8 protein-coding genes, 1 other RNA gene and 1 pseudogene are annotated in these 13820 nt (G+C 61.9%); 8 read left to right on the forward strand and 2 right to left on the reverse strand.

What is annotated here, in order from left to right:
- Positions 1-5 precede the first annotated feature (5 nt).
- From prfB to smpB, 5 genes and pseudogenes are all read left to right on the forward strand, one after another.
- Positions 6-1124 (forward strand): peptide chain release factor 2, encoded by a 1119-nt coding sequence (prfB, locus tag AC1L6K_RS07530; RefSeq protein WP_480952089.1) that lies wholly within the window; start codon positions 6-8, stop codon positions 1122-1124.
- A 276-nt stretch (positions 1125-1400) separates the two neighbouring features.
- Positions 1401-2096 (forward strand): annotated as a pseudogene (gene ftsE, locus AC1L6K_RS07535) (cell division ATP-binding protein FtsE); the annotation flags it as partial.
- A 239-nt stretch (positions 2097-2335) separates the two neighbouring features.
- Positions 2336-3250 carry a permease-like cell division protein FtsX gene (gene ftsX, locus AC1L6K_RS07540; RefSeq protein ID WP_480952090.1) on the forward strand — a complete coding sequence of 305 codons (915 nt, stop codon included), beginning with the start codon at positions 2336-2338 and terminating at the stop codon, positions 3248-3250.
- Positions 3251-3398: 148 nt separating this feature from the next.
- Positions 3399-4856 (forward strand): peptidoglycan DD-metalloendopeptidase family protein, encoded by a 1458-nt coding sequence (locus AC1L6K_RS07545; RefSeq protein WP_480952710.1) that lies wholly within the window; start codon positions 3399-3401, stop codon positions 4854-4856.
- Between the two features lie 134 nt (positions 4857-4990).
- Complete coding sequence (gene smpB, locus AC1L6K_RS07550; RefSeq protein WP_480952091.1) at positions 4991-5473, forward strand: SsrA-binding protein SmpB; 483 nt, start codon at positions 4991-4993, stop codon at positions 5471-5473.
- A 46-nt stretch (positions 5474-5519) separates the two neighbouring features.
- Here smpB and AC1L6K_RS07555 read toward each other — a convergent pair whose 3' ends face one another.
- Positions 5520-5804, reverse strand: coding sequence for a hypothetical protein (locus tag AC1L6K_RS07555; protein WP_480952092.1), 285 nt, complete (start codon positions 5802-5804; stop codon positions 5520-5522).
- On the opposite strand from AC1L6K_RS07555, the gene AC1L6K_RS07560 reads away from it, so the two are divergent.
- The 3 genes from AC1L6K_RS07560 (at position 5803) to AC1L6K_RS07570 (ending at position 10854) form a co-directional block, all read left to right on the forward strand.
- Entirely contained in the window at positions 5803-6822 is a 1020-nt protein-coding gene (locus AC1L6K_RS07560) for a glycoside hydrolase family 3 N-terminal domain-containing protein (protein WP_480952093.1), read from the forward strand. The genes AC1L6K_RS07555 and AC1L6K_RS07560 overlap by 2 nt on opposite strands.
- Positions 6823-6951: 129 nt before the next feature.
- Positions 6952-7317: a transfer-messenger RNA gene (ssrA, locus tag AC1L6K_RS07565) on the forward strand.
- A gap of 288 nt (positions 7318-7605) precedes the next feature.
- A complete protein-coding gene (locus AC1L6K_RS07570) occupies positions 7606-10854 on the forward strand; it encodes a prealbumin-like fold domain-containing protein (RefSeq protein WP_480952094.1) in 3249 nt (1082 codons plus the stop codon).
- A 119-nt stretch (positions 10855-10973) separates the two neighbouring features.
- On the opposite strand, the gene AC1L6K_RS07575 is transcribed toward AC1L6K_RS07570, so the two are convergent.
- A complete protein-coding gene (locus tag AC1L6K_RS07575; protein WP_480952095.1) occupies positions 10974-13625 on the reverse strand; it encodes a LuxR C-terminal-related transcriptional regulator in 2652 nt (883 codons plus the stop codon).
- Positions 13626-13820: the final 195 nt, after the last annotated feature.

A 13820-nucleotide genomic window follows, 5' to 3' on the forward strand; every position in this document is an offset into this window, starting at 1 on the left:
ATATCATGGCAGAGATCGACTTTCCCGCAGAACTCCGGGCGCTACGCGCCACCTACACTTCGATTGAGCAAGTCTCCGAGGTGGAGAAGCTCATGGAAGACATCGAGGATTTGTCCGACCAGGCCGGCTCTCCCAACCTGTGGGACGACCCCGCCGCCGCGCAAAAGGTCACCTCCAAGCTCAGCCACGCACAGTCGAAGCTGGAAAAGCTGCGCAAACTCCAGGCCCGGATCGATGACCTGGAAGTTCTGGTCGAGCTGGCACAGGAAGAGGGCGACGCCGATTCGCTCGCCGAAGCTGCCAAGGACCTCCCGGCGTTGCAGAAGTCGCTGCAGGACCTGGAAATCGTGACACTTTTGGCCGGTGAATACGATGAGCGCGAAGCCGTCATCACCATCCGCTCGGGCGCCGGCGGGGTGGATGCTGCCGACTTCGCCGAGATGCTGCTGCGCATGTACCTGCGCTGGGCCGAACGCCATGGCTACCCGACCGCCGTGTTGGACACCTCATATGCGGAAGAAGCCGGGCTGAAGTCGGCCACCTTCGAGGTCAAGGCACCATACGCCTTTGGCACCCTGAGCGTTGAGGCCGGCACACACCGCCTGGTGCGCATCAGCCCCTTCGACAACCAGGGCCGGCGCCAGACGTCTTTCGCCGCCGTCGAGGTCATCCCGCTCATCGAGTCCACCGACAGCATCGAGATCCCGGAAAACGAAATCCGCGTTGACGTGTTCCGTTCCTCGGGCCCCGGCGGCCAGTCCGTGAACACCACCGACTCTGCCGTGCGCATGACCCACATTCCCACCGGCACAGTGGTGTCAATGCAGAATGAGAAGTCGCAGATCCAGAACCGTGCGGCGGCCCTGCGCGTGCTCCAGTCACGCCTGTTGCTGCTGAAAAAGGCCGAGGAAAACGCCACGAAGAAGGCCATGGCCGGCGACGTGAAAGCATCCTGGGGGGACCAGATGCGCTCCTACGTGCTGAACCCTTACCAAATGGTCAAGGACCTGCGTACCGAACATGAAGTGGGCAATGCCGCATCCGTGTTGGACGGCGAGATCGACGACTTCATCGACGCCGGCATCCGCTGGCGCGCCGACAACCGGAACGCGGACAAGGACTAAACGCCTTCGGCGCGACGTAGTGTCGGCACGCCAGGAGCGACTGCACCGTGGCTGGAGGAGGGAGGCTGGTTGCCGCGAAACCGACCGCAGACCAGACCCTCCAAAGCCGCAAACCCCGCGGATTCACAGGAATGATCGAGTCTCGACACACCGGCACGGAACCAGCAATCGCAGTGTCCGGCGCCTATAGTCATTATGCTGGCGGTTTCTTCCCCCAATCCACTGCCCGGCCGTCAGCATGCCAGCAATTATCGCTGGACGGGCAATGAAAAAGTCATGATTCGTTTTGAAAATGTGAGCATTGCTTACGATCGCAAGTCCAAGCCTGCGCTCGATGACGTTTCCCTGGATGTGCAGCGCGGCGAGTTCGTGTTCCTGGTGGGTTCGTCAGGTTCCGGCAAGTCCACGCTGCTGCGTCTGGTGCTGCGTGAACACAAGACCCCGCACGGGCAGATCTACGTTGCCGGCCAGAATGTGGCCAACGTGCCCAGCTGGCGCGTGCCCAAGTTCCGCCGCGGCATCGGTGTGGTGTTCCAGGACTTCCGCCTCATCCAAACCAAGACTGTTTTTGCCAACGTCGCCTACGCCATGCAGGTGCTGGGCAAGTCCCGCGCCGCCATCCGCTCCGAGGTCCCGCGCGTGCTCGAGCTCGTTGGCCTGGAAGACAAGGGCCACCGCAAGCCCACTGAACTTTCCGGCGGTGAGCAGCAGCGTGTGGCCATTGCCCGCGCCATCGTGAACCAGCCCGGCATTCTTCTGGCCGATGAGCCCACGGGAAACCTTGACCCCACCACCAGCGCCGGCATCATGGAGATTCTGGACAAGATCAACCAGAACGGCACCACAGTGGTCATGGCCACGCACGACGACGACATTGTCAACTCAATGCGCAAGCGAGTCATCGAACTCCGCGGCGGCAAGGTTGTTCGCGATGAAGCCAAGGCCCAGTACACGTCCATGATTCCGATCGTGCCGGCGGCTGGTGGGGGATCCGCCGTCGGGCCGTCAGTGAAGGACGACGCCGAACCCCAGACCCGCCGCCAGCGTGCAGTAAGTGCCGCGGCCGAAAGCAACAGCCCGGTCGCCGAATCCATGCCGCCGCGGCTTGAACGCCGGCGCGGACTCCCGCTGGACGACGAACCGAAACCAGCTGGCGAAAAAGCCCGCGGCGGACAGGCCGGCACCAAGAATTCAATGAATGAGGACCAACTGTGAGACTTGCTTTCATTATGAGCGAGTTGGGGAGCGGCCTGCGCCGCAACCTGACGATGGTCATTTCCGTCATCCTGGTGACGTTTGTGTCCCTGACCTTTGTGGGCGCGGCCGGGCTGCTGCAGATGCAGATTGGCCAGCTGAAGGGCTTTTGGTACGACAAGGTCCAGGTCACCATTTACCTGTGCACCGATGTGCCGGCGAACAGCAACTGTGTGGCCGGACCCGTCAACGATGAGCAGAAGACGACCATTGAAGGCCTGCTGGAATCCGAGGCCGTCAAGCCCTACATCGAGAACTGGACGTTTGAAACCCAGGACGAGGCGCTGTCGCACTTCCAGGAGCAATTCGCGAACTCTCCCATGGTTGATTCGGTTGAGGCGGCAAACCTGCCCTCTTCCTTCCGCATCAAGCTGACGGATCCGGAAAAGTACCAGATCATCAATGAAACGTTCTCGGCGACCCCTGGCGTGGATTCGGTGGTCGACCAGCGCAAGGTGCTCGAGAAGTTGTTCTCGTGGATGAACATCGCCACCTATGTCGCCATTGGTGTGGCGGGCTTGATGACTGTCTGCGCGGCCCTGCTGATCGCCACAACCATCAGGCTTTCCGCGCAATCGCGCACCCGGGAGATTGAAATCATGCGTCTGGTGGGCGCATCCAGAACGGTGATCCAACTGCCATTTGTGCTCGAGGGGGTCATTGCGGCAACCATCGGGGCGGTGCTGGCGTCGGGGGCGGTGTGGTCCATTGTGCACTTCTTCATGGGTGGCTATCTGGCCGCATCCAACTCCGGGACGCCATTTATTTCAACCGCCGACGCGTTTGCGATCTACCCTGTCCTGATCCTGTTGGGCGTGGTGCTGGCAGGGGTTTCTTCGGCAGTTTCCTTGCGAAAAAACCTAAAAGTGTAAGGTTAGTGGGGGCGCTGTTACTCACGGTGCTCATGTGACTGGTGTTATCAGGCTGTTTCGGCAGCGATTCTCGAAGGAGCCACAAGGCATGAATTTGAAATCAAGCGAGGGAATTGGATCCGTGAAATCCCCCCGGCTTGGGCGCAACATGCCCAGTTCCCGCCATTCCCGCCCTGTGGCGCGCCGCCTTGGTGCAGCGGTCACGGCGCTTCTTGCGATCGCGCTGCTCGGACTGATCCCGCCGGCGCAGGCCGACGATGCTAGCGACAAGGCGGCCGCGCTTGAACAGCAGGCCGCACTGGAACAGCAGGCCCACGACGTGCAGTCGTCACTGGAGTTTGTGGATGCCGGCATTGCCAAGTCCGCTGCCGACCTCGTCACCTACCAGGGCCAGCTGCCCGGTGCGCAGGCAGCACTGTCCGAGGCACAGACCCGCGTCAGCGCCGCTACGGGTGCTGTCAACTCGCTTGCGGCCCGGATCGACCTGGCACAGCAAAGCAAAGACAAGATCACCGCACAGATTGCCGCCGACGCCGAGAAGGCCACCGAAACAAAAGCCATGATTGGGCAGATTGCCGCGCAGTCGTACAAGGCTGGCGGACTGCCTGCCAACCTGACCCTGATCCTGGGCGCCGGCTCCAACACCGACCTGGCCAACTCCATTGACCTGGCCGAACAAGCACTGCGAAGCCAAACCGCCGCCCTTGAACAGTTGACGGCGCAAAAGGCCACGAACAAGAACGCCCAGGTGCGCCTCGTCGCCGTCGAAGAGGAAATCAAGGACCTGAAGCTGCAGGCTGAAGCGGCACTGGCCGCCGAGCAGACAGCCAGGGACCAGGCTGCTGCGCAGAAGGCCACCGTGGACAAGCTGATCAGTGATTCAGCTGCGTTGAACTCCAAGCTTGAAGCCGAGAAGCCTCGCATCCAGTCCAAGCTGAAGAAGGTTCAGGTAGAAAAGGACGCAGTTGGCGCCCAGATCGCGGAGATTCAGCGCAAGGAGCGTGAGGCAGCCGAGGCTGCCGCCAGGGCCGAGGCCGAACGAATTGCCCGGGAACAAGCCGAGGCCGCAGCTGCAGCAGCCGCGGCAGCCGCAGCTGACGCCGGCAACAATAACTACGTCCCGCCTGTCTTCGTTCCCCCGCCCTACGTCCCGCCGGCACCCGGCAACGTCTCGGCATTCGGCCTGCAGCACCCCTTCGCAGGAAACATCCCGATCACCTCCCCGTTTGTGCGCAACCGCCCGGTTCCCGCCGGAACGGCCGACTTCAACGGAACCGGCTACTACGACCACACGGGCATCGACTTTGGTGCCCAGTGCGGCACCCCCGTTTATGCTCCCGCCGACGGCGTGGTGCAAATTGCCGGCCAGACCAATGTGGTTTATGGCGGCGGCAACGTGCTGTACATCAGCCACGGCGTCGTTCAGGGCAACGCCTTGATGACGGTTTTCTACCACAACTCCTCGGTCGTCGTCTCGGCCGGACAGTCCGTCACGCAAGGCCAGCTGGTGGCGTACTCGGGAAGCACCGGAAACTCCACAGGCTGCCACGCGCACTTTGAGACCTGGGTCAACGGAACACCTGTCGACCCGATGGGCCTGCTGTAGGCGTTCGCCCCGCCAGGCTTGCTAAACTAAGGGTTCGCGCCGCGATGCTTTGCTGCATCCCGGCGCGGACCCGCCGTTTTTTCAAATCCGCATCATTTCAAATTTGTACCAATCCAAACAAAAGGGAGTCAGCTGTGCCTAAGGAAAGTGGCCTGAAGGTGGTGGCCACCAATCGCAAGGCCCGGCATGATTACCTCATCATGGACACCTTTGAGGCCGGACTGGTCTTGATGGGGACCGAAGTGAAGTCCCTGCGTGAGGGCCGGGCCTCCCTCGTTGACGGCTTCGCCACGTTCTACAACGACGAGCTGTGGCTTGAGGGCGTCTACATCCCTGAATACCTCAACGGCAGTTGGACCAACCACACGGCCCGCCGCCGCCGCAAGCTGTTGCTGCACCGTGAAGAGCTGGAGAAGATCGAGCGCAAGACCCGCGAATCCGGTTTCACCATTGTGCCGCTGCAGCTGTACTTCAAGGACAGCCGGGCCAAGGTTGAAATCGCCATCGGCCGCGGCAAGAAGGACTACGACAAGCGCCACGCCCTGCGTGAGCAGCAGGACAACCGCGAGGCTCAGCGGGCCATGCGTGCGAAGAACCGCGGCGGCAGCGGCGAGTAGCTGTCCCCGCAGCCGGTCCGCATCGTGCGCCCACCGGCCGATTGACCTACGCTGGCAGGGAGGCAGATATTACTGAAAGGCCGATAGTGGTTGCGCTTGGAAACAAACGCTGGTGGATCATCGGCGCGTCCATTGTGGGCGTGGCCCTGGTGGTCACATTGCTGGTGCTGTTTTTCAACGACAGGCCCTCGGCGCCCGTGTCTTCCGCCAGTGGCAGTTCCGCCACGTCCCCGGTGCCCACCACGGCGGCACCTTCGCCAACCAGCGCAAGCCAGGGTCCGACGTCGGACACTCCAGCCGGGGGAGTGGCGGCGGCCAAGCTTGCTGCCATGAGCCTGGAGCAAAAGGTGGGGCAGGTGCTCATGGTGTCCTCGCCCGTCAGCGGGGCCGACGCCAACTCACTGTATGCGGTGGACACCTTGTATGTGGGCAACGTGTTCATGAAGGGGCGCAGCGAAACCGGGCAGGCAGGGATCGGTGCCGAGGTGTCGGCCATTGCCGGGCAGATTTCGGGTGCACGGACAGAAGGAGTGAAGCCTTTTGTGGCCACCGACCAAGAAGGCGGGTTTGTGCAGATCATGCGGGGGCCCGGCTTTGCCGAGATGCCGCAGGCCGTTGAACAGGGGCAGCTGCCGGCGCCGGAACTGCTCGCCGACGCCACGGCGTGGGGGCAGCAACTGGCCGGGGTGGGCGTGAATGTGAACCTTGCGCCGGTGCTGGACACCGTGCCGGGTGCGGCATTTGCCCCGCAGAACGCCCCAATTGGCGCGTTTGGACGCGAGTTTGGCTACACGCCTGCCGCGGTGTCCAGTGCGGGCCTGGCCTTTGCGCAGGGCATGATGGCGGCCGGCGTTGACCCGACAGTCAAGCATTTCCCCGGGCTGGGGCGCGTCACGCTCAACACGGATGTTTCAGCCGGCGTGGTGGACGACGTCACCGTTCGCCACGACCCCTATGTCGAGCCCTTTCGGGACGCGGTGGACGCAGGGGTGCCGTGGTTGATGATCTCCAACGCGTCCTACCCGAAGATTGACCCGAATGACATGGCCCCGTTCTCGCCGGTGATTGTGCACGACATGGTGCGCGGCGACCTTGGATTCGACGGAATAATTGTCAGTGACGACATTTGCGACGCCGTGCAGGTCGCGGCGGTACCAGTCGCCGAGCGCGGCGTCCTGTTCCTGAAGGCCGGAGGAACCATGGCGCTGTGCACCAACCAGGCACTGCTGCCGCAGATGTACCAGGGCATGGTGGACGCCGCGCAGGGCGATCCCGCTCTCGCGGCCCAGGTTGATGCCGCCGCGCTGCTGGTACTGGAGGCCAAGGCTGACAAGGGACTGATCGATTAGCGGTGCCCGCACCCTGCCGGCGGCCCGGGGCGTGTCTGACGGGAATAAATTCCCGGCAGGATGCGCTAGCATGGATAGTCCACGAACAGTTCCCTCCAAGGCGCTGGGCGTGGGTTTGAAAAAACAATAGGGGATGATCGGTTTCGACGGTGTTAGTCGAGACAGGTGAAGCGGGTCGAGGATACAGGGTTATCTCGTTAACGATCTCTGTAAAACACAAGTGCTGACTCAAATCGCACTGACTTCGCTCTTGCTGCCTAAGCAGTAAGACAGTCCGTCAGCCCGGGAATGCTCTCGTCCCGGATACTGGCGTCATCTAGAGGGCCACTGCTCTAAGTTCTTGTTGTAGGCGCTTAGGGGACTCTTATACAACTGGGCCTGGCAGCTACTTGTTTGCGAGATAGCTGGGGCCGAGAAAAACCGCTGCAAACTGCGCCCGGAGAAGCCCTGACAAAGCAACATCGGACGGGAGTTCAATTCTCCCCATCTCCACATCCCTATTGGGACCTGTTCCCCGCCATTGTGGCGGGGGACGGGTCCTTTTTCTTTGCCCGGCCGCTCCCGGCGCTTCCGGCCCGGCGGCAACCGGGGGTGAAATGCGGGGTCAAATAGGGCGGAATTTGCCGATTTGCCCTGGCTCCCCTGCCAAAATCTGATTGAACAACCTTGTGCTTCGCGGAAACGGCCCAACGATCCGGGCCCGCGCACCACGGTTTAAATCACGCCATTTTGATCAGCAAGTCGATACAGAGGAACACAATGCACGAAAGACTACCAGAGGCAGTGACGCATTCTCCTGGGGGGATTGGCGCCACCAAGCTTGCCAGGGGGTGGCTGGCTGCACTGGCAGGTGCAATTGCTGTGGCCATGGCATTTGCAGCCCTCATTGGTGTTGGCAACGGCGTGGCCGCCGCGGCAACACCCGGCATCACCACGACTGTCACGGTCGGGGGTGAAACGTACGATGGCACTCCCGTGGTCAGCGAGGGCCAGGTGATCACCATGAACATGCAATACGGTCAGGATGTAGAGCCTGGTTCCACGGTGACCATCAACCTCGGGGCCAACGTCACCCTGGGCGAGGTGCCGGCCGGGAATGCACAGATCGAGTCGATCGAGAAGGACCCCGACGATCCAAACAAGGTTCTGGTGAAATTCAGGGATCCGCTGCCCGGCACCGTGCAGGGCCTGGTCTCCTTCAACTTCACCGTGAATGAGGTTGAGGGGAGCTCCAAGGAGCCGATCAAATGGACCGTCGACGGCGAAGAGAGCTCGCTAGACGTCATCATCAAGAACGGCGGCGATGAGTTCGCCAACGTCAATGACGGACAGTCGAAAGGGGTTGCCAACAACGGCAACCTGGGCAAATTCGTCAGCTACGACGCCGACACCGGCAAGGTTACGCTCGCTGCCGGTGTGATTGGTGCTCCGATCAAATACACCTTGAATGTGGACACCAAGGCTGCCCGGGCCGGGTACACCATTGCCGATGTGCTTCCTGCCGGCATGACGTATGAGGCGGGATCGTTCTCGGCGGCCCAAACCACGTGGGATGGGAACGGTCTGAACAAGGCCACCGGTGTCGTTGCGTTCGCACCGACAATTGCGGACAACACCTTCTCCGGTTCCCTGGACCTGCCGGCTTCGTCGAAGACGACCATCAACTACACGGCCCACGTTGCCGATGAGGCAGCACGCGCGGCTCTCGAGGCACAGCTGCAGGCCGCCGCTGACAAGGTGACAGGACCCACCGGCGGCAACTACAGCGTCAACCTGAAAAACACGGCCACTTTTGGGGATGCAGGCACGAGGGAAGCGACAGTTTCCATCGGCGGCAAGGTTCCCGGCATGGAAGGTCCAGGTCTAGGCCAGGCCTTTGCGAAGACTGCCGACTGGTCGAATAAGAACGTCGGTCCCCAGGAAGACGGCTCCCTGGTTCCTCCCGTGGACATCACCTATACGCTGAAAACAGATCTGACCCCATGGGACGGCAGCAACGTCCTGAAAACACTGACATCCAATGTTGTCATTTCCGACAAGCTGCCGGAACAGGCCAGATGGAATACCGGGGACCCTGCGTTCCTCACCGCCACGGGCATCGACCTGGTCGGGATCGATCCCATGGATGCGGCCTCGTTTGCCGGCGCCGAGTACGTTGGAAAGTATTTCGTGGACGGTCAGTCGCTGTACATCAACGTGGGCATGGACAACACACTGATCTCTGCCATCGCGGTGAAGGCCCACATCATTTCACTGGCCGGGCTGCAGAACGAATGGACCAATGTTCCGGGTGAAACGAAGCAAAAACTCACCAATAGGGCCGAGTGGAGCTACACGGATCACCAAAAGCAGAAGACAGGGTTCAACCGGAACATCACTCTCACCTCGCAGGAGGAGAACGAAAACGGATTCAACGCTCCCGACTACTTCAAGAAGGAAGCAGTCACCAAGGAGGTGGCCGTCAAGCCAGGCGAATCCACCAAGGTTGACTACAAGTTCACGGTGGGAGCCGGCAAGAATATTGACCTGACGAAGAGCTCCATTGTTGATTACGTTGATACGAACGTCTTTGACATTTCAGATCTCGACAGCGTCAAGGCAGGCATTGCCGCCAAGTATGACTGGTACATCGAGATGGGTCCGGAGTCTTTCGACGTGCTGCTCAACGATGACGGAAACCTTGTCATCTTGCTCAGCACTGCGGGCCTGAAGCTCGTCAACAAGCAGGGCATCGACAAGCAGTTTGAACTGACGCTGACGCTGGACAGCAAGCCGATCGTGGGCAAGCAGACTCTGCAGATCAAGAACAGGGCGACGCTCTTCGGCGAAGACGACAAGGCCCTGTACTGGTCCGAGGTGCAGACGGATGCCACCACCTACGGTGATGAAGCCGAAATTCGCAAGACCGTGCGCGACACTCCCAATGCGGAGTGGACGCAGAACCTGCGCGCCGAAGTGGATGCCCAAGGCAACTTGATCAGTGACCTGTTTGTTTACAATGTGGCCCTGGTGCCACATGGCAAGTACACAGGTGTCCCGATCTTTGATGTTGTGGATGTGCTCCCCGAAGGTCTCGAGTTCGTGGGCTTCGTTGCCGCCGAGCACGTTGATGATGGTGCCAACCCGGTCCGCAACGTGCAGGATCTGGTCGGCAACGTCCAGGCCCGGTTCGAGGACCCCACCGGTGACGCTCCCTCAGGAAAGGTAGTGCTTTTCCAAAAGGAAGGCACCACCTTGGACGCCAGCCAGGGCGTTCCCGCAGCGAACATTTTGGTCCGCATCAAGGACTTTTCCATTGACGAAGCGATCGTCAACAGCATTGGTTCAACCCAGGCAACGATCACGCCGTCGGACGGCTACCCGCTGTCAATCTCCAAGATTGATGCCGAGGATGCTGAAGCGGTCATCAGCGATGCTGATGCGATCTTCCAGATCCTGGATGCCGACCTCAATGTTGTTGTTGACAACGTCTTCGTTGAAGATGGCGCCCTGCGTGTCACCGATAATGAGGGAAATACCAAGAACGTGAAGGTGGCTGAACCCGGCACCTACACGGTCAAGGAGGTCAAGGCACCGGTTGGTTACGAACTCGCGGACGAGACCATTCAGGTTGTCGTGGGCGGCGACGGAGCCTCTGACGCCGTGACATTCCTCAATACGCCGACCGATGACCCGACGACGCCTGCGCCGACCGATGACCCGACGACGCCTGCGCCGACGGTTGATCCGACGACGCCTGCTCCGACGGTTGATCCGACGACGCCTGCTCCGAATGTTGAGCCGACTGTTGAGCCGACGACGCCTGCGCCGGCAGCTGAGCCGACGACGCCTGCGCCGGCAGCTGAGCCGACGACGCCTGCGCCGGCCCTTGACCCGACGGACGCACAGACGGCGGGACCTGCCGATGGAGATTTGGCCAATACCGGTTTCAGCAGCGTTGCGCTGATGGGCTTTGGTCTGCTCTTGGCACTGTTGGGAGCTGGCGCCGTGGCGCTGACCGCCCGACGCCGCCGAGACTCAGCACGTCACTAGTCTGAGAACCAGCTAAAAGAGCTGCGGCCCTGTTCCAAAAGGAACAGGGCCGCAGCTCTTTTGCGCTGAACGGCACGCAGACGAAGAGAAAGGCGAACACGCTCCGCTGCTGCCGTGTTTCAGTCTGTGAGGAGGTGCTCCCGGTGTGCCACCACGAGGGCGTCCTCGCGGGTGCCAACACCCAGTTTCTTGTAGAGAGTGCGCAGTTGGGACTTGATGGTGTTCAAGCTGACAAAATGGATGCGTGCCATCTCGGCCCTGTCCGGGGTGGTCGCCAGGGTGGCCAGAATGGAAGCCTCACGCGGCGTCAGGGAAATCTTGGACAGTGACGCCGGTATGCGGGCATCGGAGGGGGTCGGGGCCGCAGGGGCAGGCACGCCGAGCGCCCGCCATGCCGACGTGAGAAGCCCCATTTCCGCTTCCGGAAGCAGGGCCAGGGGCCATTGGTTTCCGAGCGCAGTGACGGCTCCGGAGATCTTCTCAATGTCGGCCCGCAGTGTTTCTGCGTCCTGCAAATGGAGGCGGGCCACCGTCAGCAGGACCAAGGCGTCCAGTGCCTGCACTGCCGTCACATGGCGGGGCATGACGCTGAGAAGCTCCACAACTTCGGCAGGGCGGCCCAGGGAGAGGCTCAGTCGTGCCAGTGCGATTCTGGCTGGTGCGTTCTTCGGCGCCGACCTGCCAAGAATGGCAGCGGCGCCAGCCGCGTTGCCGCGGGCCAGCAGCAGGGCCGACTGGATCACAGGCAAGGCTGCCGCGTCCACGGGGTTCAGTGCCGGCAGTTCCTTTTTTTGGGCCAGGGCGACATCCAAGCGGCCGGTGGCCATGCCGGAGTGGCCGCAGAGCAGGTCGATCTGCGCCTCGATGATCCGCAAGCGGCCCCAGAATTCGCTCGTGGCGGCCTCGGAAATGACCTTGTCCAGATGCGCTGAAGCAGCGTGCGGCCGCAACCTGCCCAGCTCGACCATGGCCAGCGTCATGAAGAAGGGTGTCTGCTCATACAGCCCAAGGGCAGGCGCATCCGGCATGCGCTCCAGCGCGGACTCGGCGAGGTCCGCGGCGGCGACCAGGTCGCCGTCGAGCGCATAGCGGTATGCCAACAGGGAAGTGGCGAAAAAGATCGTCTGGGGTTCTTCCGCAACATGAGCTGTGGACACGGCCGAGTGCAGGGCCGCGGTGGCGGTGGTGAAGTCGCCGGTGAAAATGAGCGAAAGCCCCCACTGTGCCAGGGCAACGGACTCGAAGGCGGCGATCTGATCGCGGTCGGCCAAGGGGAGCTCGCTGCGATCCCTGAGGCTGGTGCGCGAAGACGAAGCTGCCAGCTTGAATTGGCCGGTCATTCGCAGGACAACCGCCTGGGCCATGTTCATGGCCAGCCGTTCCTCAGGCGGCAGGGCTCGACCGAGGAGCTTCGATGACGTCAGAGAGAGGGCCAGGTACTCAGCACCCTTCAACCGGGTGTGCTTGTCGGCGTTGTAGACCAAGCCAAGTGCCAGTGACAAGAGCGGGTATTTGACGATTTCGGTGTGGGGGACGGTTTTCAGCGCGGCGGCAAACCCGGCGGGGGCCTCGAACAGCAATTTTAGCCCTGATCGGAGCAGCATGCTGGAGCTGCGCTGGTAATCACCATTTGCCACGGCGTAGGCGAAAGCCGGCAAATACTCTCCGCGGGCAAATTCCGCCGCGGCTGCGCTGTCCAGCGTGAAGTCGCGGCGTTCAGCAATCTCCTCGGCCAGGAGAGCCTTGAGTGCGTTCGCCACGATCCCCGGGTAGCTGTAGCTGAGTGTTCCGTTGATCGTGGTTGCCCACAGCGTGCCGGCTTCGACCAGCTCCCGGAGCAGGGACTCTGGATCAGGGCATCCCGGGGCCACTGCGCGCGCCAAGTCCAGATCGAAGTGCACCAACGGCAGTGTCGCCGCCATGAAGCTCGCCAGGGGGCCGCCGCTTGGGATCTCTTGACTGGCCGCCAGCTGTCGGTGCAGGGACGTGGTGACCTTGTCGACAATGTCGTCGATGAGCTCAATGGTCCTGCGCCGAGGTTGAAGCGCTGCGTAACGAGCGGACTTGTGCAACACCGGGGAGCCGTACAGCCGTTCATTGAGCCTGCCGCTGACGGGTTCCAAGTCCGTCCGTGCGTGAAATTCCCTGGCCTCAGCTTCGTTGAATCGCAGGCTCTCGGGGCCAATGACGTGAAAGTCCGTGGTGATGGCGGCGTAGCTGACTTCAATGTCGAGGGCGAAGCGGGTTGCCACAATGATGTTGAGTTCCGGGGCGTGCGCCAGGAGGTCCAGGAGACCATCCTGCACAGTGGAATCCTGGATCCGGTGGAAGTCTTCCACCACCAAGGTGAACGGGCTGGTCCCGCCCAGTCGCGCCGCGAGTTGACGTGCCGCGTGGCCGGCCCACGTTGTCCCTCGGGACGTCTCAGGCTGGCCGGTTCCCGGCTCGCCGAACGAGCCTGACGGCGACTTTGCCCTCGGGAGCAACTTGGGGCCCAGCGCCGCATGGAGCTGCTGCCAAAACAGCGTGGGAGCGCCGGAGGCTTCCGTCAAGTGGAGCCAGACCACCTCGCGCCGGGTGCCGGCTGCCCATTGGCCCAGCGCCACTGATTTGCCCAAGTCGCGTGGTCCGCGCAGAATGCACAATGCTGCGGCAGCTCCGGCATCGATCAGGGCCGTGACGCGGGGGCGGGGAATCGTTGAGAGGGGGTTCGGCTGCCTTGGCGGGCGGCTGACCAGTGCGGCCACGTCGCCGTCTTCAGCAAAATACATGGGACTTGGGGTACCTTCCCGGGACACCACGAGAACACAACAGATTCGATTCTACTGCAGCTGGTGCCCTGCCTGCCTGTACGTCTACGGCTGCCTTGGCGGGTGGCTTAAACAATTGAGTGGTGGACCGGTTGAACACCAGGCCACCACTCACCCCCAAAGGTTCGTGTGCCGCATTGACCCGCGCCGTTCACA

It is taken from the genome of Specibacter sp. BI4, assembly GCF_056680095.1.

What these genes read in the sequence shown, in the direction of transcription:
- AC1L6K_RS07545 (WP_480952710.1), top strand. Translation starts at nt 3,399, where the DNA reads ATGCCCAGTTCCCGCCATTCCCGCCCTGTGGCGCGCCGCCTTGGTGCA.
- prfB (WP_480952089.1), top strand. Translation starts at nt 6, where the DNA reads ATGGCAGAGATCGACTTTCCCGCAGAACTCCGGGCGCTACGCGCCACC.
- AC1L6K_RS07555 (WP_480952092.1), bottom strand. Translation starts at nt 5,804, where the DNA reads ATGGCAGCAAGCTTGGCCGCCGCCACTCCCCCGGCTGGAGTGTCCGAC.
- AC1L6K_RS07560 (WP_480952093.1), top strand. Translation starts at nt 5,803, where the DNA reads ATGAGCCTGGAGCAAAAGGTGGGGCAGGTGCTCATGGTGTCCTCGCCC.
- AC1L6K_RS07575 (WP_480952095.1), bottom strand. Translation starts at nt 13,625, where the DNA reads ATGTATTTTGCTGAAGACGGCGACGTGGCCGCACTGGTCAGCCGCCCG.